A 25,424-nucleotide genomic window follows, 5' to 3' on the forward strand; every position below is an offset into this window, starting at 1 on the left:
CCAAAAGTGAAGCAGCCTGCCTGCGGCCTCCGGGGCAAAGGCCTTTACAAGGGCCCCTTTACAAAGGCCCCTTGTAAAGGCCTTTATAGCCCCCGAGCCCCGGCAAGACAATGCATAAAAAGCCCGGCCCTTCCTAAACGGCGGTTGACCGCCATAAACGGGAAGGGCCGGGCTTTTCTTCAGTGCGCGGCCATGTTTTCAACAAGCGCCGGAAAATCCGTGGAAAACCGAAGAAGGAGACGCTTCTCCCGGCCCCGCGGCCGGGCTCAGGACTCGGAGAGATACGGAAAGCTGTACACCAGCACCTGCTGCAGGCGCTCACGGGCCCGCTTAATGTGCCTGCTGACCGTAGCCGCGGTAACCCCCAGCCTGCGGCCCGTTTCCTCCTGCGTCAGGCCCTGAAAATAGTAGAGCTCCAGGCATTGGCGCTGCCGTTGTGTCAGTTCGCCCTCCATGGCGCGCCGCAGCACCCGCAGTACTGCCCGATGCCTGGCCTCATCGGATCCGCCGGGAACGCGATCCGGCAGCTGGAGGCGGTCGCCAAGCAGCTCCAGGCTCAGGACGGGCCTTCTCATAGCTCCAGTCCCCGGCGTTTCAGATGGCCCGCGGTAATTTTACAATCCACGTACATGTCATTGAGCAGCGCTATCCGCTTTGCCAGCTTATCATTTTCCTTATGCGTCCACTTCACCGTGCGTGCGGCCTGCCGCAGCACAACAATTCTCTTTTCCAGCGCCCTGGCCGCCTCAAGGTACTCCGTACTCAATTTTACATAATTCCGTTCCATTTTCCTCAACTCTCCCTTTTTCCCTGACTTTGAGCTGTTTTCGCAGGCTCTGATTTTATCCTAGAGAAAGCGGAGAATAATTACAACCAAAAATATCAATATTATCATTAAATTTATGTGCTAAGAGACAAAAGTGTCCCTTAGCCGAAAAAAAATAATTTTTTTTATAAAAAGTGAAACATTTTTACGAAAAAAACACTTCTACTATATAGAGGGGTTTATTGATTTGCTAAAAAATGAAGCTGGCATGTCATAGTCATGATTAAAGCGTGCGCTCAACGCACGGAGTTACCCCCTCCATGCTCAATGCAAACAGGTATGAGCCCTTTAAGGGATGGGGCGCGTGCCTGTTTGCTTTTCTATGCTTTTGTTTTCAGAAAACTTTCCTGGTACTCTTGCGCCCGGGCCGCAAAGCTTTTATAATAAAAATGATGCTTTGAAAACGGGCGATAGGGGTGCTCCTGTGATAAAAAAGGAATTTTTACTGAAATTAACCCGGCGCATGAAGGACCAAACCGGAAGCGCCGGGAAATATTTGCTTATTTTCCTAAAATGGGCCGTGCTGGCTTGTGTGGTGGGAACCGCGGCGGGGTTGGTTGGCGCCGCCTTTTATTTTGCCCTGGGTTTTGTCACCCAGGTGCGTACGGATTTCCCCGTTTTAGTGCTTTTTCTGCCGCTGGCCGGCCTGCTGATCGTCTTTCTTTACCGCGCGGCGGGTATTGAAAAAAGTCGGGGCACCAACCTGGTGCTGCTGGCCGTGCGCTCCGAAGAAAAGGTGCCGTTCCGCATGGCGCCGCTGATTTTTACCGGCACGCTGCTCACGCATTTATTCGGGGGCAGCGCGGGCAGGGAGGGGGCAGCGCTCCAACTGGGCGGCAGCATCGCAGCCCAGCTGGGCCGCTGGTTCCGTCTGGACGCGAAGGACATGCACATTATCACCATGTGCGGCATGAGCGCCTGCTTTGCGGCGCTCTTCGGCACACCGATTGCGGCGGCGGTCTTTTCCATGGAGGTTGTCAGCGTCGGCGTCATGTATTATGCCGCGCTGGTGCCCTGCGCCATTGCCTCTGTGCTGGCGGCGCAGCTCGCCGGCTGGCTCGGCGCGGCGCGTACTCAATTCACCATTAGTGAAATTCCCGCCGTCGGGGTCATTCCCATCCTGCAGGTTTTACTGCTGGCGGCACTGTGCGCGGCGGTGAGCATCCTGTTCTGCGCCGCGCTGAAGGGCGCCTCCCAGGCATACCGCCGCCTGCTGCCCAACCAGTATGCGCGCGCGGCAGCCGGCGGCGGCATTGTTGTGCTGCTGGCCTTCCTGCTGCAAACGGGGGATTACCTTGGGGCAGGCGTGCCGGTGATCCAGCAGGCCATGGCGGGCCAGGCCGAGCCGGAGGCCTTCGCGCTCAAAATTGTCTTTACCGCCGTAACCATCGGCGCCGGCTTCAAGGGCGGTGAAATCGTCCCTTCATTTTTCGTGGGCGCTACCTTCGGCTGCTTTTTCGGGGGCCTCATCGGCCTGAGCCCCTCCTTCTCCGCCGCGCTGGGCCTGGTGGCACTGTTCTGCGGCGTAACAAACTGCCCGCTCAGCTCGCTGCTGATGAGCTTTGAACTCTTCGCCAGCAGCTCTGCGGACGCCGCAGCGGCCGGTGCGGCGGCTGGCAGCGGTGTTTTCTTCCTGTTGGCAGTTGCCGTCAGCTATATGCTTTCCGGCTATTTCGGGCTCTACAGCAAGCAAAAAATCATATACTCAAAGTATAGTCCCCGGTTCATCAATACCGAAAGTATATAACCCTTGTCAAGCGGAGAGGTTGGTAATCCCTTTTTTGCGGGAAAGCGACTTTATTTATTATTTAGACATAGTGAATAAAACTGCCATTTTTTGAAAATAATTTGTGTAAAAATATTGCATTAAAAATAATTCTATGCTATTCTTAATTCAAAGTAAGGAGCTTCGGGTTTATTTAGACGTTTAGCCCGTAGCTTTCCTTAAAAAGATGATTTATGACATGCGTAACTACATGTACTAAATCTAGTATTTATGCTATTAATGGCCACTTCTGAAAAGATGCAAAAAAGCCGAGGACGTTTCCGTCCCCGGCTTTTTTGATTGTCAGGCTTATTTCACAGCGTATCAGCCACGCTGTCAAAACGCCTGTTCCCATAAAATGGGGGAGGCCTGCGCCTCCGGGGGCAGGGCAAGCGACCGCGGCACGTCAATCAGGCGCTGGTTTGCGCTGCCGCGAAACAGCAGCGTCAGGTCGCGCTGTTCCTCAAGATACGGGCCGTCCACCAGCAGGTCGGTCTGGCCCAGCAGCTCACGCACCGCGGGGTCCCCGGCAGCCAGCAGCTGTTCCCAGGTGTAGCCGGTAAAAACGGTTACATCCAGCCCGCGGGCATGCACCCGCCGCGCCAGCTCCGCCAAGGGCGCCGGCTGGCAAAACGGCTCCCCGCCGCTGAAGGTGACACCCTTCAGTAAGGGGTCTTCGCAGACGGCGGCAAACAGCTCGCCGATGTCCACCGGACGGCCGCCGTCAAACGGATGCGTCTGGGGGTTCTGGCAGCCCGGACAGTGATGCGGACAGCCCTGTGTAAATATTGCGTAGCGAAAGCCGGGGCCGTCTACAATCGACTCCTCTTCCACACCGGCAATCCGTAGGAGGGTGTTCATCGCGCAAGCCCGCCCTGTCAATTCAGCCCATGCTTGACGCGGTCATGCTCCTCGGCGCGCTTAGCATCGTTGAAACGGTCCATGGTTCCCACCAGGTAGCCCGTAATACGGCGGATGCGCTCAAAGCCCACACCCTCGCCCACGCTTGCGGTTTGCTGTTTTTTTACCTCTGTCACTTTTCTTGTCATGTGAAACACTCCTTTTCGCTGTCTCAAGATTGGTTTAAGCATTTATTTTCTGTTCCGGGCCGTTTGATGGGCGGCAATGACGATTTTATCACGGCGACCCAGCGGCGGAATCGTTGCATCGATTATTCCAAGCCGTAAAAGCGCGGCATGTTGGGATATTTCTTGCGGAGCTCGGCAAGCCGCTCCAGGCTGACGCCCTCACCCTCGCGGCGGCCGCAGCGGGGGCAGACCTCATCGATGACGCCGGTAAAACCGCAGACCGGGTCGCGGTCCACCGGATGGTTAACGCTGCCATAGCCGATGCCGGCCTCCTTCATGCAGCGGATAATACTTTCAAACGCGTCGAGGTTTTTACACGCGTCGCCGTCCAGCTCCACATAGCTGATGTGGCCCGCATTGGTAAGCGCATGGTACGGGGCCTCCAGGCGGATTTTGCGGAACGCCTTGATAGGGTAGTAGACCGGGACATGGAAGGAGTTCGTGTAGTAATCGCGGTCCGTCACGCCGGGGATCTCTCCGTATTTTTTCTTATCCATGCGTACAAAGCGGCCGGACAGGCCCTCCGCCGGCGTGGCCAGCAGGGTGAAGTTCAAGCCGGTTTTTTTGCTCTCGCCGTCCATGCGCTTACGCATGTAGGAGACGATCTCCAGCCCCAGCTTCTGGCTTTCGGGGCTTTCGCCGTGGTGCTTTCCCGTCAGGGCCTTCAGCGTCTCCGCCAGGCCGATAAAGCCCATGCTCAGGGTGCCGTGCTTGAGCACCTCTGCCACGCTGTCGTTGGGGCCGAGCTTTTCGGCGTCGATCCACACCCCCTGTCCCATCAGGAACGGGTAATTGTAGACCTTTTTGCCGCATTGGATTTTGAAGCGGTGCAGCAGCTGGCGGACAATGAGGTCGATCCGGCGGTCCAGCAGGCGGTAGAAGGCCTCCAAATCGCCCTGGGCCTCTATCGCTATGCGGGGCAGGTTGACACTGGTAAAGCTGAGGTTGCCGCGCCCGCAGGTGACCTCACGGTCCGGGTCATACACATTGCCCATTACGCGGGTGCGGCAGCCCATGTAGGCAATTTCGGTATTATAGTCGCCCGGCTTATAATATTGCAGGTTAAAGGGCGCGTCAATGAAGCTGAAATTGGGGAAGAGGCGCTTTGCCGAGGTCTTAATCGCCAGCTTAAAGAGATCGTAATTCGGGTCGCCGGGGTTATAGTTCACACCCTCCTTGACCTTAAAGATCTGTACGGGGAAGATGGGCGTTTCACCGTTGCCAAGGCCATGATCGGTGGCCTCCAGCAGGTTGCGCATCACCATGCGCGCCTCGGGGCTGGTGTCCGTCCCGTAGTTGATGGAGGAAAAGGGGACCTGCGCGCCCGCACGGGAGTTCATGGTGTTCAGGTTGTGCACCAGCGCCTCCATCGCCTGGTAGCAGGCGTCGTTGGTGTTGCTCCAGGCCACCCGCGCGGCATATTCGTGCGCCGCCAGCGCCTGCTCGCCGCTGATTTCCTGGTACATCAGGCTGCGCTGATGCGCCGGCAGGTAGCCTGCCAGGGCCTTGCCGTAAGCCGCCGCATTGCCCATGGACGCGGGTTCAGCCACCTCATCGCACACCGTACGGCTGAGCGCTCCGGCGTCCTCATGACTCATCTCAAATTTGACCTCAAAATATTGGGCCAGGGCCTTGAAATAGGCCTTTCGGTAGGTCTTTGCCACACCTGGGGCCATGGCATAATCGAAATTGGGCACGCTCTGCCCGCCGTGCATCTCGTTCTGATTGGCCTGAATGGCGATGCACGCCAGCGCGGCATAGCTGCGAATATCGTTAGGCTCACGCAGGCAGCCGTGCCCGGTGGCAAAGCCGTCCTGGAACAGCTTTAGCAGGTCGATCTGGCAGCAGGTCTCGGTCAGCATGTAAAAATCCTGGTCGTGGATATGAATATCGCCATTGATATGCGCGGCGGCAACATCCTTCGGCAGCACATAATTGTTGGTAAAATATTTGCTGCCCTCAGAGCCGTATTTGAGCATGGTGCCCATGGCGGTGTCGGCATCAATGTTGGCGTTTTCACGCTTAAGATCGGCATCCTTGGCATCCGTGTAGGTCAGTTCCTGGTAAATCCGCATCAGGTCCCCCTCCGCCTGGCGGATCTTGGCGTGATCGTCCCGGTAAAGAATATAGGCCTTGGCGGTCCGCCCGTAGCCGGCGGCAATCAGCTCCTGCTCCACAACATCCTGAATCGCCTCCACATCGGGCACGCGGTTCCCCTTAAAGGCCAGCGCCACACGGCCGGTCAGCTGCGTCAGGGCGGCATCGTCCATCGGCTCCTCTTTCACGGCGTCGTTTGCCTTTTTCACCGCATTTTTGATTTTTGAAGCATCAAACGCCACGACAACACCATTTCTCTTGCGGATCTTTGTAGCCATTGATTCCTTACTCCTCTCATCTTATCGGCTGATCTATCGCAATGCCCCCTGCGCTCCAGCTGCGGGCAATTTTACATCGCTGTCCATTAGCATACTACATCTAGTGATTGATGTCAACGAAAAACTTATATCTTGAATAAATATCACTTCTTTCCAAAAACGTCCGGTGCAAAAAAGAGAACCCCGCGGGCCAAACTGATGTTCTGCAAGATCCCTTTGTAAAGGACCCTTGTAAAGGCCCCTATACTGTCTGTTGAGTTTTTTTCGGGGCTTGGGCCGCTCTTGAAAGGGACTGTGGAAAAAATCTTAAACAAATCAACAGGCACCTTTTCTGAGGTTATCAACATTTTCAACCGAGTTTTCCACAGTCTACAAACGCCATCCTGTTAAAAGTCAAAAATGGTCAATACTCCTTGTATAACGCAATAAACGCGCCTGTCAAATTTTGGTGCTTCGCGTCAGCCGGGCGCGCTGCCGTCGAGGATTTTCACGGTTTTATACCGCGCCGCCATGGACATCCGCCGCCGCGGCCTCTATAATGGGCTTAGAGTCGGTAAATATTACTAATTTTGTTTTTAACCTCCTCCTTTCCTGCGAAATATGGTATAATGGCAACAAACCTCTGGTTTGTTGCTGGGAAGCCCCCGTCTATCGGGGCGAAGCCCCTCCCGCGCTGGCGCGCGGCGGGTACTTCCCTCATTCTCTACGCCTTGCGCGGCGCTTTTTTAAAGCGTCGGGCTCTATTGCCATACTAGCCGCAAGGCTTCCTTTTGCAGCCGGAGGCCACCCTCTATCGGGGCGAAGCCCCTCCCGCGCTGGCGCGCGGCGGGTACTTCCCTCACCCTCTACGCCTTGCGCGGCGCTTTTTTAAAGCGTCGGGCTCTATTGCCATACTAGCCGCAAGGCTTCCTTTTGCAGCCGGAGGCCACCCTCTAGCGGGGCAATCTTATTTCCCGTTTCAACGCCTATTGTAAATATTTTCTATCAACGACGAATCGTCTTATAAAGGAGTGCACATATGAAGGAAAGAAATCCCCGGCGCGGCGCAGCCGCCGGACACCAAGGAGAATTTGTGAGAAAGGCGCATGTGTCCGGACGGGATCCCCTTCCCCAGCGGGACCGTGCGGAGAGCTCCAGGAAGGACGAGGAAGGCCACGGGCTACAGATTATTGCAGGCCGCAATGCGGTCAACGAGGCGCTGCGCAGCGGACGCACCATAGATGTGCTCTATATCGCACGCGATGCCCTGCGTGCGGGAACCGACGCCCAAGATGCCCCGTCCGCCAAAGGCCTCCGCGCACTTGCAGCCAAGGCCAGGGCCGCCGGGGCGGTCATTAAGGAGGCCGATAACCGAAAGCTTGACGGCCTCTGCGGCGGCGCTGTCCACCAAGGCGTCGTTGCCTCCGCCGCGGTTAAGGAATATGTCACGGTGGATGAAATCCTGAACCTTGCGCAGCAGCGCGGGGAAGCCCCGTTTATCATCATCGCGGACGAATTGGAGGATCCGCACAACCTGGGCGCCATTCTCCGCACCGCCGAATGCGCCGGCGCGCACGGAGTCATTATTCCCAAGCGCCGTTCCGTAGGGCTGACCTACGCGGTTGGCAAGGCCTCCGCTGGGGCGGTGGAGTACATGCCCGTGGCCCGTGCCGTTAATATTGCCGCCACAATCGAGGATCTGAAAAAGCGCGGCGTCTGGATTTACGCTGCGGACATGGACGGCCAGCCTTGGTGCTCGGTGGACTATTCCGGCCCCTGCGCGCTGGTCATTGGCTCCGAGGGCAGCGGCGTCGGCCGTCTGGTGAAAGAAAAGAGCGATTTCGTAATATCTTTGCCGTTAAAGGGTAAAATAAACTCACTGAACGCCTCCGTTGCCTGCGGCATCCTGTGCTATGAGGTTGCCCGTCAGCGGGGCGGGTGGAAGGCCCGTTAAAGGCCGGTCCGCCCGGCGGCAGTCCTGATAACTTGTGCGGGGAGTGAACCTGAACGATGGATGAAAATAAAAAGAATGAACGGCCGGAGGACACCGGGAACGACCTTTCCCTGGATGAAATCCTCGCCGATATTGAAGCAGAACGGCGGCAAGCCGCGCCGAACGACCGGCAAGCGCCGGCGAAGGCAGCTGTACAAGCAGCCGCCCCGGCTGCTAAGCCTGCCGCCGATCCGGCTGTCCATAGCGGACAAACCGGGCGCTCCGGCGCTTCTGCAGCGCCGGATTTTCCGCGCGCCGCCGATCCGGCCCCGGTACACGACGCCGTACATGACGCCGTGCATGACGCTGCACACGGGGCCGCACGCAAGCCGTCCGGCGCGCCTTACCTGGGTAAAAAAATTGCCGAGGTCCCGCTTGACCCTGAGGCGGAAAAAGCAGGGGAAGCAAAGCGCCCAGGCGAGCGGAAAAAGGATAAAAAGAGCCGGGGCCTACTCGGGCGCAGAAAAAAACGCATCCCCGAGCCCGACGAGGAGGATCCCTATTACGGCCTTCAGCTTAAATCGCTGGAGGAATACCGCAAGGACTATGAGAAAACGCTTTCTTTCCAGGCCATTACCGACGAGGATCTTGCCGCCCACGCCGCCCAGGATGGGGAAGAGGAGGGGGCGGAATTCCGCTACCTCTTCACCAAGGCGGAAATCCGCGACCCCAACGAGGAGAGCGAGCTCGCCAAGCGGTTCGAAGAAATCCGCGCGGCGCGCAAGCGCCGGATACAGCAGGCAATCCAGGAAACCGGCAGCCTGCAAACCGATATATTTTCCCTTGTTAAAGATGAGATGAATCTCACCGAGGAGGAGCTTCGAACGCTGCAAAAAAAGCACGGCCGGAAAGCAGGCCGCCGGGCGGAAAAGCCGCAGGAAACCCCGGAACTGCTGCTGGAAGCAGCAGACTTCCCGGTGCGGCAGTCCCCTGAGGAGAGCCCCCCTGAGCTGGAACAGCAGGCCGCCCCCAAGCGCGCCCCTGAAGGGCCCGCTATTGTCCCCACACCCAAACCGGTACCTGAACCCGGCGGTGTTCCGGGCCCGATCGTTCCCCCGGAGCCCACAGGCCCCGCCGAACCGGTATCTCCCATCCCCATGCCCACTGCAATGCCGGTTGCCGACCCTATTACCACCCCGATTACCGGGCAAGCAGCCGGGCAGGAGGGGGTCTCCGCCATCGAATCCCTGTGGAATACGCCGGATACCCCCGAGAAAATCCCCACAGAGAGGCTTCAGCCTGCCCCCGGTGAATCCGTGCCGCCGGTTGTCCCGGCAGCGCCCGTTCCTTCCTGCCATCCCGCGGAGCCTGCCCCCGCTGTTGTTCCGCAGCCCTCCGATACAGCGCCCCCGGCAGCCGTACAGGCCCCGGAGCCTACACAGGAGGAGCCCCCCGTACCGGTCAAGGAACCCGCTCCCGCCGTACAGCCGGCATCCGAGCCAGGCCAGGCCGCCGATCCGGCGCCACGGACGGATCCCGAGGCCCCCGGCACAGCCAAGCCGCCGATCCGGCTCAACCAGAGCGCCGAAGACCCATTTACCCTGTACCGGGCGCGAAATGCCCGGGTACATACCATTGATGTCAACATACTGCCCACGGCGCTTGAACGGGAGGCCAAGCAATATCCCAAACCGGCCCATCTGCCGGAAAAAAAGGCCGTGCCTGTTGCCGCCCCGGTGGAGCAGACGGAGCAGGATGGCCTGCCGCCCGCCGTCATTGCCCTGCTTGCCGGGGAAACATCCGCCCCGGCCGGGACGCCCGGCAAACGGGAGGAAGCCGCCGCAGGCACACCGGATCCGGTTGACATGCCGGCCCCAGCCCGTCAGCCCTCACCAAAACCCGCCGCCCCGGCGGCAAAGCCTGCCGAGCCGCCGCGCGCCGCACAGAAGCCCGCACAGGCAGACGCCCGGCCCGCGCCGGCGCGGGTTTTGCACAGCATTGACGGGGACAACGGCGAACCCACCGGCCCGGTGAGAATCAACCGGGCGCTCAGCGACGCGAAAGTGCCCGACCTGCCGGAGGCCCGGGCCGGGGATATGCCCGCGGAGGCCGGGCAGGCGGAGCCTCCGCACAAGCAGCGCAAACGCGGCCGCTTCCGGGTGCTTGCCGACGAGGAGATGGACAACCGCGCCGACGAGGAGCTCCCGCAGCCGGAGGAGGAGCTCGACGATTACCGCGACCCCGCGGATGCTCCTTCTATTCTGCACAGCATTGGCGCCTGGAAGCGCGAGCTGCTGCTGCGGATGCTTGTTTCCGCCCTGTGCGTGCTGCTGCTCGGCGCCGTGGGCTTCCTAGGAGAATTTTCTCTTTTCTCTGCCAGTGGGCAGCCCGTCCTGCCGGTGCAGACCTATCTGATTTTAAATGTTATTTTTCTAATGATTGCCATTCTCTTTAACGGGCAGACCCTTCTGAACGGCCTCAAGGGCTTGTTCTTCCTGCGCGCAAACAGCGACAGCGGCGTAGCCGTTGCCGCGCTGGTCGCGGAGGTCCACGCCCTTGTTCTGGCCTTTGTCCCGGAGCGGGTGACGGATTCCACCCTGCACCTCTATGTACTGCCTGCGGCGCTGGCGCTGCTGCTCAATACGGCGGGCAAGCTGGTGCAGGTCCGCCGCGTGGGGCGCAATTTCCACTTTGTCTCCTCACCGGAGGCTAAAATGTCCGTGCAGATTTTTGACGACCACAACACCGCGCTGCGAATGGGGCGCGACTGCGTTCCCGGCGTGCCGGTGATCGCCTATCAGAAGAAGGCTCATTTTCTGCGCAATTTCCTGCGGCTTTCCTTTGAATTTGACCCCAGCGACCAAAATTCCCAGCTGATTGCGCCGTTGGGGGTCATTGCCTCCCTGGTACTGTGCATCGCGGCCTTCCTCCTCTCCGGCGATGCGCTGGCGGCGCTGACAGCCCTGACGGTTTCATGCTGCGTCTGCGTGCCCTTTACCAATACCCTCAGCGTCAACCTGCCGCTGAAGGCCCTGGATAAGCTTTCGGCACGCTGCGGCGCCATGCTGTGCGGCTACCCAGCCGTGGAAAAATTCAGCCGCGTCAACGCCGTCATGCTCGATGCGCGCGACCTCTTCCCGCGCGGGACGCTGGTTCTCAACGGGATTAAAACCTTCGGCGGACAGCGCATCGACGAAGCCATTGTGGATGCCACCGGGCTGATGTGCGCTGTTGGCGGGCCGCTGAGCGACCTGTTCAGCCAGATTGTGCAAAACCGCCGGGAAATCCTGCCCAAGGTCGAAAACCCTCTCTACGAGGACGGCATGGGCGTTGTCGGCTGGGTGTCCGGACGGAGAATCCTGGTGGGCAACCGCCTGCTGATGCAGTCCTATTCCATTGAGCCCCCCTCGGCGGACTACGAGGAAACCTACCGCATGGGCGGGCGGCAGCTGCTCTACCTGGCGGCGGACGGCGAGCTTGTCGCCATGTTCCTCATCTCCTACATTTCAGACCGCCGCCGGGCGGCGGAACTGCACCGCATGGAGGACAACGGCCTGAGCCTGATTGTGCGCACCTGTGATCCCTCCATTACCCCGGCCTTCCTCGCCGGCTGCTTCCAGCTTGACGAGAGCAGCATTGCCGTGCTGCCGGATTCCCTCGGCAAGGTCTATGAGGGCATCACCGCGGAGCCCGACGGCCGTGCCGACGCGCTGATGGCCACCAAGGGACGCCCCACCGCTATGATGCGGATGATCACCGCCTGTGTCCGCCAGCGCGCCAATATCTCCATTGCCGTGGCACTGCAGGCGATTGCCGTGGTGCTGGGCTTCCTGCTGGCTGCCTTTCTCACCTGCTATTCGGGCCTGCCGCGCCTGACGACCCTCTTCCTGGTGCTCTACGAGGTGCTTTGGTCCATTGCGATTCTGGCGCTGCCGCGCCTGCGCAAGCCTTAATATCAAGCCGGGGCCTACTCCCCTATGCCCGGGATTCCCGGCAAGCGCGCCGCGGCGCGCAAACGGCTTGGCGCGGATGGATTTCTGAAAGAATTTTCCCCGGCAAAAGGGCGAAAGGCCGCCGGGTGAAGCTTTAAAACAACCATGAGCAAAAGCCGCCCCTTTTCCTGCCGGAAAAAGGGGCGGCTTTGTGGTGTTTTCTTCATTTTCGGGCGGCCTGCCCGGCTTTGCCGCACAAAACGCGCCGTTTTGTCAGAGCAGCACCCCGCCGCCCGTGAGGCTGTAAAGGCCAAGGCTGATGAAGGGCCGCACAAAAAAATTATACAGGCATATGCCCCCCAGGCTCACCAACGCATAATGGCGCACCCAAAAACCGGCCTGGGTATTATCAAGCTGAAACGCCGGTGCAAGCCGCCGTCCGGCCAGCCGGTACAGCAGCCAACCAATAACGGCGCCCAGTGTGTTGGCGATTAAATCGTCAATATCCGTTACGCGCCAGTTGAGGAGCTGGCTGAGCTCGACCCACAACGAGAGGGCAAAGCCCAGGCCCAAGAGCCGCCCGAAATGCTCGCAGCGCTTCCACAGCAGCGGCAGAAAAAAGCCAACCGGCATAAAGAGAATGGTATTAAGCACCAGGCCAAGCCGGGTTGCCTGGGCCCCGGGCATAAAAAACGGAACCAGGTTGAGCTCCCTAGGGCCGAACATCGCTGCGCCCATCGTCCCCACATCCAATATCCCCGCGGAGCCGGTCACCGAAAGAATCTCCACCACCATAAAAGCAAAGAGCTGCCAAAGCACCCAGGCCCCGCGCCGCACCTGAAGCTGCTCCTTCCTGCAACGCCGGTTCATAATAATTTGCAGCAGCAGGAGAAACGGGAAAAACGCGGCATAGCCGGTCAAGGCCTCCAGAAAAAGCGCTATCATCTTCACATCACCCTCTTGAAGTATAGCAGCCCTTTCTGAACAACCGCCGTCTTCTTTCAAACGAAAGAATAACAAAACCTTACGGCTTTTTTAACAACGGGCCCAAAAACCGTTGAAACCCCCTTGCCCCGGCTGCCGGCTATTTCTCATAAAGCACCGCCAGCGAACGCGGGGGAATGACGCGGCTCCCGCCGCAGACCTTTCCGTCCGGCTCCTCCGGGGAGAAGAACCACAGGTTGCTGGTTTGCAGCTCAAAGCGCACCTTTACTTCAGCGGGCCTTTCTGCATCCGTGTTGGCAATGGCGGCGGCACGGCGCCCGGTTCCAGGCTCAATGAACACGGAATAATGCAGGCTCTCCTTTTGCGCGGATTCCAGCAGCAGCCCCTTAGTACCGGTAAACTCGGCATCCCACAGCAAATTGCTGTAGCGGGTACGCAGCGCATCCACCATGCGCCCGTAAGCGATCGTCCGCGGAAAATCCTCCGGGGAGCCCTTAAACATATAGGGCTCGTAGCTGATAATATAGCGGTAGACCAGGCACAGATTGATGGCGTCGCGGTCGTTGAACCCTGTTACCGCCGCCATTAGCCCGGCGTAGGGGTCCAGGTAGCGCTGCAGTGGGATGTGGTCCGGGGTAATTCGGAAATAGGCCAGGGCGTAGTCCCGCAGCTCCAAATCATAGCACGCCTCCCCCGCAAAAAGGAAATCGGGCTTCTTCTTTTCCGCAACAGCGCGGAAATCCTGCGCCAGAAGATGGTCGCCCGCATAGATATTAGCCGGGACATGGTGTCCGTGGGACGGGTCAAAGCAATAAAACGCCCCGCCGTGGTGCTGGCACTCATCGTATAGGATTCCATCGGCGCCGAGGTCGATGCTCTTTTCAAATTCACCGCAGCAAAAGTCCCGCCATTGGGCGCTGTTCATACACATGGGGACCAGGCGGCGGGTATTGATGTCGGAGAGCTGGGCAGGCGTCTGGTACTGGTAGCCAGGGTGGACCCGGTAATCCCCATAGGGGTCTTTTGCCGCATATTGCAGGAAGCGCGTGCGGAACTGCGGCAGGCTGCGGTCCGCCCAGGTATATTTGTTGAAGAGGACGACCTTGACGCCCATCTGCTGAATCTCCGCGATTGCCTGCCGCAGCTCCCCGGCGGTCCCCAGACGGCCGTCGGTGTCATGCAGGGGATAGGCGCGGTCCTGCCCGCCGGTATTCCAGCCCACCAGCTGAATGGCCCGGATGCCGTTCTGTGCGCAGGAGCGCCCGTAGCGCACCAAGTCCTGATACCGGCAGCGCAGCTCATCCTCCGGGGAATTAATATGCAGCTGCAGCCAGGCGTGGACAGGCTTTATCCAGGATGGGGCAGGGGGGCGCTTAAACCAGGTTGAACGCCAGCTCTTGTACAGATCCGCGCCGCGCTCCCAATTGCCTTCATAAGCTCCGGCAAACACCGGCGAGGCCTCCACCGTCTCACCGGGGGCGGCATAGGGAAAGTGAAAAACCTTCAGCTCCATGTGCACGGGCTTGCCGTCCGCCTCGCGCCCGGCGGGCACCGTAAAGCGCAAGGAATCCTCCTGCCCGGGCTTCATGACAAAACAGAACTGCACCAGCTCCTTGCAGGTGGTATCATGGTTGCCGACATACAAGCCCTGTTCCTCATTGCCCACCAGCACAAAGGGGCTTTCAGGGCCCCCGGCCAGCTGAGTAGGGTAATCCACGCCCCAGTAACCCATCTGGTTGGCAAAATGCGGCGCAAGCTCTGTTTTCATCAATCTGCAGTAAGCGCCGTTCATCCGGTAAAAGGGCTGCGCACCCTCCGGCCGCTCCACCGCGCCTAGGCAGGGGTATTCCACACTCTCGACCGTATAGGGGGACCGGTTCTCCACCCTGCTTTCAAAGAGCAGCCCCCGCATATGCAGGGTAACACGCGCCGTGAAGATAATGTCCAGCAGGCCGGTATATGCGCTTTTCAGCCCCTTCCAGGTAAATTGGAGCACATTATCCGCCGGTTGTCCCAGCTCCGGCGGTTGCTGCTCACTGCCGTAAACGGTGTTGTTCCGCCGGCCCTCCAGCGGCACCTGCATGGCAAATGAAAGCGCCAGGGCCTCACGCTCCTGTATTTTCCAGCCGGTTTTTCTGTTTTTCAGCCTTACAAGCCTGCCATATTCATCGAAGGCGGCCTCCAGCCGTTGGTTGCGTAAAATAAATTCTTTCATCATACAAGCCTCCTCTCGAGCAGGCCCAACCGCCTGCCCGTAATGTCTCGGGCCGCACGGAAGCACGCCCCCTCCGCAATAGCGGAAAAATCGTTTTTCTGTTTAATGTTAAAAACCCGGGCAGCAAAGCCATCCTTAAATCGATGTTTTACTGTCCGGGTTTTTCTATTACGGCTTCAGCCGCCGACCAGCTGAAGCGCCTTCTCTATGCTGCGCCCGACGGGCGCACAGGTACCTTAAGCCTGCGGGCCCTGCGGGTTCTGCGGGGGAACCGGCTGCTGGTATACAACCTTTTGGCGCACCATGCCGAATGCACGGTTTGCAATGCCGCCGAACAGCGGAACATTGGCCTCTTGGCCCTTGCAGGCACGTACCAGGCCCAGAATGGCAAACACCAGCACGACAATGGAAACCAGCGCCTCAATCACGCCGAAGAAGCCGCCGATGACGCCGCCGACAAACGGAATGTTGGTGACCGCGCCCAGCAGGGTGCCGAACACATAATCCATCAGGCTGCTGACGAGCGCAAGCAGAAATGCCTGCAGCGTCTGGCGGGCAGCCCATTCGTCCTTTTCAGCGCCCAGCGCAAACAGGAACAGAACCAGGCACATAAGCGGCTGTCCAAAAATAGCCAGCAGGAATGCCAGCAGCGGATAAACCCAAAGGCAAATACCCAATTTACCCTTTTGCATGAAAGTCACTCTCCTTCAAAATTACCAAGATTGATTTAATAAAAGTATATCATATCCACTTAGTGTGTCAAGCGCAAATCGGGAAAATCTAATAAAAATAATCGTGTTTTCCAGCGCTCTGCGGGCGCTTTTTCCAGCTGTGCGCAACGGCCCCGCGCAGGGGCCCGCCGGCATATAAAAAGGGGAGCCGCGCACCGCCGGGCTCCCCTGTAAAAATGCCGGTCTCCCCGCTTAAACGGCGGCGGGGCGCTGTGCCGGATAAATAGCGCTTAACCGACTGTATCCGGTACTTCCTCGCCCTGAATCAAAAGCTCCATGCTTTCGAGCGCGGTCTCCATCCCGCTGGTGACGGTGTTGCCCAGCACCTGTCCGTTTACAACCACCGTATAGCGGCGGCCGCTCGCCCTGTAGAACTCCACAACATCCACATCGCTCTTGTCAAAATAGCGGTATGTCGCGGTGATCTCCGGGTCGCCGTCGGGAATATCCGCGGTGTTCTCAATGAGTGAAAGCACAATAAAGCTCTTATAGAAATTGCGGAAATACTCGTAATTGAGCTCCTTGCCGTCCGGCCCCGCAACCGTGTAGTCATAGGCGGTCTCGTCCTCGGTGCTCTTGTCCTCGTTCTTCGTGCGCGTAAAGGTAAACGCGGTTTCCTTTCCGTTCACCGAAACCTCCATGGATTTCAGCTCGGTCAGCATCGGCTGGAAGGTCAGGCGGCTTTGCAGCTTGAATGCATCTGCGTTCAGCCAGGCGCTGATCCTAGACTCCAACACCTTATAGACCACGTCGCGGCCCTCCAGCATCAGGTAACAGTAGCCCTCGCTGTCCGCATTAGAGGCAATCATGGCGTAATCGTCGCCCTCGGCGGTAAACTCCACCCGCGCGGCCGGGTCCGCCAGCCCGTACTTCTCCAGGTCCTCCTGCGTTGGCTCCGCCGCTACCGCACCGTAGGCGGTCAGCGTGGTCAGCGCCTCCTTGAGGGTGTCCATTTCCGTTTCATTCGTCCCCGCGGTGCGCGGCTTTACCATTTTGATAGTCGAGCCGTCATCGTCGCTGACCAGCTCAATCGGCTCGTCATAATTGGATCCGCTCAGCGCAATTCTGGTAAACCTGATGCCGGACTCCAAATTTTCCTCCGACGAGGCCGTCTCATCCTTTGAGGTGACGTTCAGCACGTCATTGCGAATAAACTGTATATTGGAGCCATAGAGGAAATCGCCCAGGGTTGCGACATATACGGTGCTTGAGCCCTCCTCGCAGATATAGCGCGCGCCGTCGGTACCCGCGGACTCGCCGCCCACCCAGTAGCTGAAGGTACTGCCGTCGGTATAGGTGGCCTTGACCTTTGCCACCGGCTTATCCAGCCCATACTCCGAGAGGTCGCCGATCTCGCCCAGATCGCGGGAGGGCGCCAGGGTGAGCACGTCGTTGACCGCCGCGGTCACCAGCGAGCGGTTGGCATAATCGTCCTTCAGGCCATCCACAGTATAGAGCATTTTCACCGTTGACGAGGAGCTGGCGCTGCTTTCGGCGCCGCTTTCAGCGCCGCTAGAAGCGGCCTCCGGCTCCGCATGGATAATATACCCGCCTTCCTCGTTGGTAACCTCCATTGTTTTGAGCTCCGTGTCCGGGCGGTCAATGAGAGCCTCAACCGCTGTGGAGGAGGTGCTGCCGGCGGACGAGGAGGCAGCCTCTTCCTCTCCGCCCGTTAAAGCCAAGACCAAAACGGCCCCCACAAGAACGGCGATGCACACCAAAACAACCACGAGGTACCGCACGTTCTTCTTCATTACAGGTGCCTCCTTCTGAGGAATACAACGAGCCCTGTCGCCAGCACAAGAATGGGGAACACTATGGTAAACACGCCCAGGCCCATCCAGTTCATCATGCTGGAGGACATGGTGATGTCGGTGGTAATGCTCTGCTGCTTGTTGCTCGGGACGGCGGCCTCAACGCCGGTGGTACCGGTGCCGTAGCGGGCAATATCCACCAGGTATTTCGCGTTGCCGAAGGTGCTGGCCTCCAGGAAATTCTGTACAATCATCGAGCCGCTGCCCAGAACCACCACATTGGAGTAGTAGGACTTCTGCTCCTCGTTGTCATTAAAGACCCTTTGCGCCAGCGCGCCCACACAATAGGAGCGCTTTGTCTCGTCAATGACCTCACCCGTAGCCGCGCCGTAGAGCACGCTGGAGTCTGAAGAGCTGAGCAGGGGATAGGTAGTCACGCCGCTTCTGGACTCAAACAGAATGTCCACGGGGTTGGCCTGCGGCACCAGGAGGTAGCCATAATCGCTGCTGGTCCCCTCCAGGTCCAGGTCTGTATTGGCGGACATAAGCAGGTAGTCCGGGCGGCTGTAATAAGAGGTGGAATCATTCTCCACGACCATACGCCCGGTCTCCACGCTCAGGCCCCATTCGTTGATAAAGGCCTCCAGGTTGCTAACCTCCGTCATGCCGGGGTAATAGACAAACATGACGGTGCGGTCCTTCAAATCCTCCTGGTCGTTCAGGAAATTATCCAGCTTCTCGACCTCTGCCTCGGAAAGGTCCGTCTGCGGCACGCTCAGCACAATGTACTGCGCGTTTTCCGGAATTTCCTCGGTCAAAAGGTTAAACTCCACCACCTCAAAATTGTTGCTTTCCAGCAGGGAGCGGTAGCCCGCCGCGCCGCTCTCATTGTGGGCGGTGTCAAAGGCCGCAACCGGCAGCGACTCCGCGTTCACGGCGCTGACCGCAGAGGCCAGCTGGCTGTCGACATCCTGGTAATAAACCTGCTGGTATGTGCTCTGATCCAGCTCGGTGGGGAACATGTCGTCCGCCGTTACCACACGGTAGCGCTTTTCACTTTCCACCACCACATTGTAGGAAGAAATATTTTCATCGTCATACTTCGACTTAAACGTCGGGTTCTGGTCCAGGTCCGTGAACTCAACCGTGATGTTGGAATTGCGCTCCGCCATCTTATTGGCCAGGGCCACCACCTGCGCATACTCGCCGCTGTTGGCGTTGTTCTCACTGGCCAAAATATTGATGACCGTCTTTTCCTTTACGGAGTCCACCACCTTGACGGCCTCCTCGGAAAGGGTGTTGGTGCTGTTCTTGGTCAGGTCGATATTCATTGACGGGAACCGGTCTGTCAGGGCGCTGAAAATTACGTTCACCAGCACAATAACCACCACAAAACCAATGGAAAGCAGTGTGGAGAGCGTGCCGTGCTTGAAGTTCTTGCTCTTGACGATCTCCTTAAAGGGGCGCTTGCCCTCTTGTGCTCTCTTTTCGCCGCGGGCAGCCTTTCGTTCAGCCCTCTTATTTTCCTTTTCCACCTTTTTCTCCTGTCCCTCGTTCTGATTTTTCATTGTTCCGTTCCCCCCTTAGCTCCATCTTCTGCTCTCGAGCTTACGGGCGGTAAGGAAAGTGAATACCGCAATAACGCTCAAAAAGAACACGATGCTGGAAATACTGAACGTACCCGCTGTAAAAGCCTGGTACCGCGTGTTAAAGGAAATCCAGTTCATGAAATTTGCCAGGAAGCTCAGCTGTACCATGCCCGCCAGCGAGTTAATCATCAGCATCAGCACGCTGACAATGAACGTGACAATCGCGGAAACCACCTGGCTCACCGTCATGGAAGAGATGAACACGCCGATGGAGAGCATCGCCGCGCCATAGAGGATGGTGCCCACAAAGGTGCCGAATATGGACGCCCAGCTCGGCGAGGAAAAAATGCCGATGACCAGAGCCGGCACCAGGCACAGCAGCATGGCAATCAGGTAAACCGTAAGGCAGGCCAGGTATTTGCCCCAGACAATGCCCGTCACGCTGACGGGGGCCGTCAGCAGCGCCTGGTCGGTCTTGTTCTTACGGTCCTCACACATGCTGCGCATGGTGATAATCGGCAGAAGCATAAGGCTCCACATAAACATATTCTGGTACACATAGCTGGTAATATAATAAGAAGAGCCGTTCAGCATGACAATCCAATACTGAAAGCCGTACAATGCGCATAGGATGCCGATGAATACATATGCAATTGGGGAAGTAAAGTAGGACCTGAGTTCACGTTTTAAAACCGCGGTCATTCCTCATCCCCTCCTTCCTCAGAATTTTCCTGCGGGGCGGCCTCCGCAGTCTCCGCGGCCTCCACAGCCTCGCGCGCCGCCGCCTTTTCCTCCGGCTGAATGGCCGGCCCGCTGTAGCTTTCGCTCGTCAAGCGCAGGAAGACGTCCTCCAGGGACAGGTCCGTGTTGCGCAGCGCCAAAATCGGCATGCCCTTGCGCGAGCACAGCGCGAACAGGTCGCGGCGCAGGTCGCGGCCCGGCTTGCCCTCAATGGAGTACTCGCACACATTGGCCTCCTTTTCGCCGTAGCTGACCACCTCGACCAAATCCTTCAGCGTCTTAATATTTGCAAGCACATCCTTCTCCAGGCCCTCGATGCGCACAATCAGGCGGTGGTCGCTCGACAGGTTGTGAGAGAGGGAGTCCGGCGTGCCGTCCGCCACGATGCGGCCCTTGTTGATGACCAGCACCCGCTCGCACACCGCCTGCACCTCCGGCAGGATGTGGGAGCTCAGAATAATGGTATGGTTGCGGCCCAGGTTCTTAATCAGGTTGCGGATTTCAATGATTTGCTTGGGGTCCAGGCCGACGGTCGGCTCGTCCAGGATGAGCACCGGCGGGTTGCCCAGCAGCGCCTGCGCAATGCCCACGCGCTGGCGGTAGCCCTTGGAGAGGTTGCCTATGAGGCGGCCGTATACCTCGTTGATGCGCACCAGGTCGCAGATCTCTTTCAGGTGCTTTTCCCGCGGCAGTGTGACCTTCTTCAGGTCATACATAAAGTTCAGGTACTCCTTCACTGTCATATCCGTATAAAGGGGCGGGATTTCCGGCAAATAGCCAATCAGCTTTTTCACCTCGGAGGGCTCCTCCAAAATATTGTGCCCGCCCACGGACACGCTGCCGCTGCTGGCAGAAAGGTAGCCCGTGATGATATTCATGGTGGTGGACTTACCGGCGCCGTTCGGCCCCAGGAAGCCCACGATGGTTCCCTGCTCTACAGAGAAGCTGATATGGTCCAGCGCAATATTGGCGCCATACCGCTTTGTGAGGCCCTTAACCTCGATCATCCTGATTCCTCCTAAATTTTACTCTGAAACATCCATCCCCGTCGGCCCTATGAAAAAGCCCGGCCTGAACGCCTTTGGCTGTAGAGATGCGTTTCCCCGGCATATGCCTAAAATACAGCTTACACTTTAGCAAGCCTAAGTGATGGTCAAGTGATTAAAATATGAACAAAATGTTAATATTTATCATTATCACCAAATGCAGCGCCAAAATTGCCAGAATAATTTGTAATCTATGTTAAATATGACGAAAAAAAAGAAAAAGCGTCTTTCGTCTTGCATACCGTCTCTAAATTCATTACAATGAAGTCGTTTTAAAATCCTGTCCCCACCGCAGCCGGGGGACAACGAAAACAAGGTGAAAGCATGACTGAAAAGGAACGGTTTATCAAGGCCCTGAAGCGCGAGCCCCTGGAGGGGCACGTCCCCACCTTTGAGCTGGTTTTTTATTTGACCATGGAGGTGCTGGGGAAGGTGCATCCCCTGCACCGGGATTATTCTCAGTGGAACCAAATGTCCGTCAAGGAGCGCGAGCTCCATCTACAGGATATGGCCTCGTGCTTTATCGACATTGCGGAAAAATACCACCACAGCGGCATCTTCGTGCATCCCAACCCCGGCGGGCTGGAAAATACCCGCCGCCTGCTTGAGATCATCCGCGAGCGTTCGGGGGATAAATTCTTCCTCACCATGCACGGCGACCCCACCTTCTCCATTCCGGACGGCGACCGGATGATGGACTTCACCGTCTCTTTATATGAAAAGGCGGATGCGCTGAAGGAGGAGTCGCGCCGGCGCACCGAGGAGCTGCTGAACATGGCCGCGCAGCTCCACCGCACGCCCGGCCTGCTGGACAGCCTTTGCCTTTGCTCGGACTACTGCTTCAACGTTAACCCCTTCTTCTCGCCCGAGATGTTCGCCGAATTTATTGCCCCGGACCTGAAGGCCGTCATCGACGGCTATCATGAGATGGGCTACTATGTCATCAAGCACACCGACGGCAACATCATGCCCATCCTTGACCAGATGGTCGCCTGCGGGCCGGACGCACTGCACTCGCTGGACCCGCAGGGCGGCGTGGACCTTGCCGAGGTCAAGCGCCTGTACGGCGACCGCGTCTGCCTGATTGGCAACGTCAACTGCGGCCTGCTGCAAACCGGCGACGATGAGGCGTGCGATGCCGACGTGCGGCGCGCCCTGCGCCAGGGCATGGAGGGCTGGGGCTATGTGTTTGCCACCTCCAACTGCGTTTACACCGGCCTGCCCCTGGAGCGCTATGAGCGCATGAACCGGATTTGGTGGGAAGAGGGCATCTATCCCGCGCGCTGAGGCACAGCATACCGAAAATAAACCGCGTTTTTCCTTGACGCCGGTTTTTCTACCGTTTACAATGAGAGGAACAGGAGTACCGGGGGGATCCCCCTGCCCCTGACCGCTACAGAACGGAGGAACCCCATTTATTATGGCTGAGATCAAACCCTTTCGCGGCCTGCGCTATACCGGCGCGGCAGGCCCCGCCGGCACGCTGACCTGCCCGCCCGCGGACGGCGCGGAAGCAGGCCCTTACAGCGCCGGGCGGCTCGCCCTGTGCCCGGCTGAGGCCGGACCGCTCCTACAGCAATGGTTAACGGACTCGCTTGTAAAAATAGACATGGACCCCGCCTTTTATTTATATGAACAACAGGCCCCCGCAAACGGCCGGACACAAACCGTGCGGGGCTTCCTCGCCCTGGTACGGCTGGATGGCTCCGTACAACCCCGCCGCACGGAGGCCGGCGCCGCAGAAGAGGCGGAGCTCCCGCGGACGGAGCCCTGCGGCCTGTTTCCAATCTGCGCGTTCTACCGCGACGAAAGCGGCCTGATGCAAAGACGGCTGGATGCGCTTTCCCAGGATACGCCGCGCTACTCGCTGCAGGCCGGCGGCGCTGTCCACCGGCTGTGGATCATCAACGACCCGGTCGTGCTGCGCGCCAGCTGCGCGGATTTCACCGGCCGCACACTGTCCGTCGCCGGAGGAGAGACGCCGGGTGGCGAACGCAACGCCCAGCTCTACCGCGCCGCGCAGGCCGGGCCCGAAAGCGCGGCGGAAGCACTGATGCTGCTCATCGATGAAGAGCGCGGGACCAGTCTTTCCGCCCCCGAGGGCGCGGAGGCGGTTCCACCGGAGCCAACCGCACCGGCTATTCCCGCCATTCCCGCGGGGCTTGTCATGCAGCCCTGCGGCGGCTTGGAACCGCCGCCGTAAACGTGCCCGGCTGTATTGCCTGCAAGCATGTTCTTTAGGATCAATCGGATCTGAAAAGGAGGAGTATTATCATGATTCCATTCGGCAGCACTCCGTCTCCCCGCGAAAAGCTGGAGCACTGGCTGGAAGAGGCCCTGGAGCCCACCGGCCGGCTGCCCTTTTCCTTCCGCTACGGCGGCAGCCCCTCCGCCGGGCTGCTGCGCACCTGCGCTTTTACCAAGGAGGTTCGCGCCCTGGATGCAGGCGCAGACCGCATCACCGCCGCCTACCAGCTGGCAGACGGCCTGCAGGCCACTGTGCAGTGCACCTATTATAAAGATACGCCCGCCGTCGAATGGAGCCTTTCCTTTCGGAACAACGGCGGCAAAAACAGCGCCGTACTGGAACACGTCAAGCCCCTAGACCTCGGCGTGGAGTATTCGCCGTTCCGTACCGCGGGCACCCAGCAGTACGGCGCACATGACAACATTTTATATTATTCGGGCGGGTCGGACTGCAAGGCCGACGACTTTCTGCCCCTGCAGGAGATCCTGCACTATATCTCGAACAAGGGCAGCATGCACTTTGGCTCCCTGAACGGGAGGCCGACCTCCGGATCCCACGGCTGCTTCCCCTATTTTAACCTCAAAACACAGGACTGCGGCGTCATCCTGGCGCTGGCCTGGGGCGGGCAATGGGAGCTGGACCTGCAGCTGCAGGCCCGAGAGCCGGGCAGCAGCGCGGCCTGCTTCCGCTTTTCCGGCGGCATGCCGGGCACGCGGCTCTTCCTGCTCCCAGGCGAGCAAATCAGCACGCCGCGCGTGCTCGTCATGCCCTGGAGCGGCGAAGTGGACGATGCGCAGAACAGCTTCCGCCGCCACATGCTGCGCCGCCACCACCCGCATATTGACGGCAGGCCTGTGAGGCTGCCCGTTTCCGCTACATGCTGGGGGACCGATGAACAGGATCACCTGCGCCAGCTGGAGCTGATCGAGCGCTCCGGCCTTCCGGTGGACGCCTACTGGATCGACGCAGGCTGGTACGGCAAGCCCGGCACCCACTGCAATGAAAAGACCTCCAACGACTGGTCCGACAACGTCGGCTACCACGAGCACGACCCCCTGCGCTACCCGGACGGCCTGCGGCCCGTCAGCGACCGGGCAAGGGCTCTGGGCATGAAGTTTCTGCTGTGGTTCGAGCACGAGCGCGCCGTCTACGGCACGCCCGCCACACTGGAGCATCCTGAGTTCTTCCTTGGTGAACGCAAAAAGGGCGCGCACCTGATTTTGAACCTCGGCGACCCCAAGGCCTGGCAGTGGATGTTTAACAATATTTCTACAAAAATTACCGATTACGGCATCGACATCCTGCGCGTGGACCATAACGTCGACCCGCTCGCGGCCTGGGAGGCCAACGATCCCCCCGGCCGCCATGGCATCACACAGATCCGCTGCGTAGAGGGCTTTTACCGGCTGTGGGACGCCCTGTTGGAGCGCCACCCCGGCCTCGTCATCGACAACTGCGCCAGCGGCGGCCGCCGCCTGGAATTTGAGGCCATGGGCCGCAGCGTCGCCCTGTTCCGCACCGACTACAGCTGCTACACCGACAACAGCCCCACCGGCCACCAGATGATGACCTGCGGGCTGGGCAAATGGGTGCCTGTTTCCAGCCCCGGCGGGTCCTTCAGCGATCGCTACACCTTCCGCAGCATGATGAACCAGGGCATCAGCATTAGTGTGGGCGAAATCGAGGCGGCGCTGAACGACCCGGATCGCCTGGCAGAGCTGCGCGCAATGTTCGCTGAACTGGAACGGGTCCGCGACCTGTACGCGGCAGATCTATACCCACTGACTAATGTCACCGTCTGTAACCGCGACTGGCTGGCCTACGAGCTCTGCGACCCTGCGAAGAACCGTGCCGCCGTCGTTTGCTTTCGGCGGGAGGAGTGCCCGTTTGAGGCCTCCCGGTTCCGTCTGAAGGGCCTGCGCCCAGCGTCCGCCTACCGTGTCGAAGACGCCGGCAGCGGCGAGACGGTGGTGCGCACCGGCCGCTCGCTGATGGAGGAGGGCCTGCCTGTCACACTCGGCCAGCCCAGAAGCTCGGCCCTTCTCTACATTGACCCCGACGCTTCCCTTTAAGCCAGCTAATTCCATTGGGGCGCTGGTCCGCCGGCCGGCGTGTCACATCCGGAGTGGGCGGCATGGTCTCCACCGTCTGCCGCTCGTACCGTAGGCCCGGCGCTCCTGTGGGATTTGCTTTATAAATTTTTTAGAGGCAATAAATCCGTAGGATACGGCATACCGGCTCCTGCTTGGAAACATCG

At 59.0% G+C, this 25,424-nt stretch carries 18 protein-coding genes; 6 read left to right on the plus strand and 12 right to left on the minus strand.

The features are described 5' to 3' along the window. Positions 1-266: 266 nt before the first annotated feature. Positions 267-575, minus strand: a complete 309-nt coding sequence (locus tag DPQ25_RS10215; protein ID WP_112333084.1) for a sigma-70 family RNA polymerase sigma factor — start codon at positions 573-575, stop codon at positions 267-269. Continuing rightward, positions 572-787, minus strand: coding sequence for a hypothetical protein (locus tag DPQ25_RS10220; RefSeq protein WP_112333085.1), 216 nt, complete (start codon positions 785-787; stop codon positions 572-574). The genes DPQ25_RS10215 and DPQ25_RS10220 overlap by 4 nt, the downstream gene beginning before the upstream one ends. Positions 788-1,250: 463 nt before the next feature. Here DPQ25_RS10220 and DPQ25_RS10225 point away from each other — a divergent pair, with 463 nt between their 5' ends. After that, complete coding sequence (locus DPQ25_RS10225; protein WP_242978294.1) at positions 1,251-2,573, plus strand: chloride channel protein; 1,323 nt, start codon at positions 1,251-1,253, stop codon at positions 2,571-2,573. A 354-nt stretch (positions 2,574-2,927) separates the two neighbouring features. Here DPQ25_RS10225 and nrdG read toward each other — a convergent pair whose 3' ends face one another. From nrdG to DPQ25_RS10240, 3 genes are all read right to left on the minus strand, one after another. Then, positions 2,928-3,452: an anaerobic ribonucleoside-triphosphate reductase activating protein gene (nrdG, locus tag DPQ25_RS10230; protein WP_112333086.1), complete on the minus strand. Its 525-nt coding sequence runs from the start codon at positions 3,450-3,452 to the stop codon at positions 2,928-2,930. A 17-nt stretch (positions 3,453-3,469) separates the two neighbouring features. Further along, positions 3,470-3,640, minus strand: a complete 171-nt coding sequence (nrdD, locus tag DPQ25_RS10235; protein WP_112333087.1) for an anaerobic ribonucleoside-triphosphate reductase — start codon at positions 3,638-3,640, stop codon at positions 3,470-3,472. A gap of 122 nt (positions 3,641-3,762) precedes the next feature. Continuing rightward, positions 3,763-6,054 carry an anaerobic ribonucleoside triphosphate reductase gene (locus tag DPQ25_RS10240; protein WP_112333088.1) on the minus strand — a complete coding sequence of 764 codons (2,292 nt, stop codon included), beginning with the start codon at positions 6,052-6,054 and terminating at the stop codon, positions 3,763-3,765. Between the two features lie 1,018 nt (positions 6,055-7,072). On the opposite strand from DPQ25_RS10240, the gene rlmB reads away from it, so the two are divergent. Together rlmB and DPQ25_RS10255 are read left to right on the plus strand one after the other, a co-directional pair. Beyond that, the gene (gene rlmB / locus DPQ25_RS10250) at positions 7,073-7,987 is read left to right on the plus strand and encodes a 23S rRNA (guanosine(2251)-2'-O)-methyltransferase RlmB (protein WP_112333090.1); all 915 of its coding nucleotides are present in this window, start codon (positions 7,073-7,075) and stop codon (positions 7,985-7,987) included. A 56-nt stretch (positions 7,988-8,043) separates the two neighbouring features. After that, a complete protein-coding gene (locus DPQ25_RS10255) occupies positions 8,044-11,919 on the plus strand; it encodes an HAD family hydrolase (protein WP_112333091.1) in 3,876 nt (1,291 codons plus the stop codon). Positions 11,920-12,171: 252 nt separating this feature from the next. On the opposite strand, the gene DPQ25_RS10265 is transcribed toward DPQ25_RS10255, so the two are convergent. The 7 genes from DPQ25_RS10265 to DPQ25_RS10295 form a co-directional block, all read right to left on the minus strand. Further along, positions 12,172-12,843 carry a VanZ family protein gene (locus DPQ25_RS10265; protein ID WP_112333093.1) on the minus strand — a complete coding sequence of 224 codons (672 nt, stop codon included), beginning with the start codon at positions 12,841-12,843 and terminating at the stop codon, positions 12,172-12,174. Between the two features lie 139 nt (positions 12,844-12,982). Continuing rightward, positions 12,983-15,061 carry a DUF6259 domain-containing protein gene (locus DPQ25_RS10270; protein ID WP_146740555.1) on the minus strand — a complete coding sequence of 693 codons (2,079 nt, stop codon included), beginning with the start codon at positions 15,059-15,061 and terminating at the stop codon, positions 12,983-12,985. A 233-nt stretch (positions 15,062-15,294) separates the two neighbouring features. After that, on the minus strand, positions 15,295-15,750 hold the full coding sequence (locus DPQ25_RS10275) for a hypothetical protein (RefSeq protein ID WP_112333095.1): 456 nt from the start codon (positions 15,748-15,750) through the stop codon (positions 15,295-15,297). 269 nt (positions 15,751-16,019) lie between these two features. Beyond that, on the minus strand, positions 16,020-17,543 hold the full coding sequence (locus tag DPQ25_RS10280) for a DUF4340 domain-containing protein (protein WP_112333096.1): 1,524 nt from the start codon (positions 17,541-17,543) through the stop codon (positions 16,020-16,022). Next, positions 17,543-19,111, minus strand: a complete 1,569-nt coding sequence (locus DPQ25_RS10285) for a Gldg family protein (RefSeq protein WP_112333097.1) — start codon at positions 19,109-19,111, stop codon at positions 17,543-17,545. Before DPQ25_RS10285 ends, DPQ25_RS10280 begins: the two co-directional genes overlap by 1 nt. 15 nt (positions 19,112-19,126) lie before the next feature. Beyond that, positions 19,127-19,834, minus strand: a complete 708-nt coding sequence (locus tag DPQ25_RS10290; protein ID WP_112333098.1) for an ABC transporter permease — start codon at positions 19,832-19,834, stop codon at positions 19,127-19,129. Beyond that, on the minus strand, positions 19,831-20,880 hold the full coding sequence (locus DPQ25_RS10295) for an ATP-binding cassette domain-containing protein (RefSeq protein ID WP_112333099.1): 1,050 nt from the start codon (positions 20,878-20,880) through the stop codon (positions 19,831-19,833). The genes DPQ25_RS10290 and DPQ25_RS10295 overlap by 4 nt, the downstream gene beginning before the upstream one ends. 363 nt (positions 20,881-21,243) lie before the next feature. Between DPQ25_RS10295 and DPQ25_RS10300 the strand changes: the two genes are divergently transcribed. The 3 genes from DPQ25_RS10300 to DPQ25_RS10310 all read left to right on the plus strand — a co-directional run bounded on the left by DPQ25_RS10300 (position 21,244) and on the right by DPQ25_RS10310 (position 25,239). Next, positions 21,244-22,206: a uroporphyrinogen decarboxylase family protein gene (locus DPQ25_RS10300; protein ID WP_112333100.1), complete on the plus strand. Its 963-nt coding sequence runs from the start codon at positions 21,244-21,246 to the stop codon at positions 22,204-22,206. A gap of 133 nt (positions 22,207-22,339) precedes the next feature. Then, positions 22,340-23,122, plus strand: coding sequence for a DUF1015 family protein (locus tag DPQ25_RS10305; RefSeq protein ID WP_112333101.1), 783 nt, complete (start codon positions 22,340-22,342; stop codon positions 23,120-23,122). A gap of 71 nt (positions 23,123-23,193) precedes the next feature. Next, a complete protein-coding gene (locus tag DPQ25_RS10310; RefSeq protein ID WP_112333102.1) occupies positions 23,194-25,239 on the plus strand; it encodes an alpha-galactosidase in 2,046 nt (681 codons plus the stop codon). Positions 25,240-25,424: the final 185 nt, after the last annotated feature.

This window comes from Hydrogeniiclostridium mannosilyticum, assembly GCF_003268275.1.
Lineage (GTDB): Bacteria > Bacillota > Clostridia > Oscillospirales > Acutalibacteraceae > Hydrogeniiclostridium > Hydrogeniiclostridium mannosilyticum.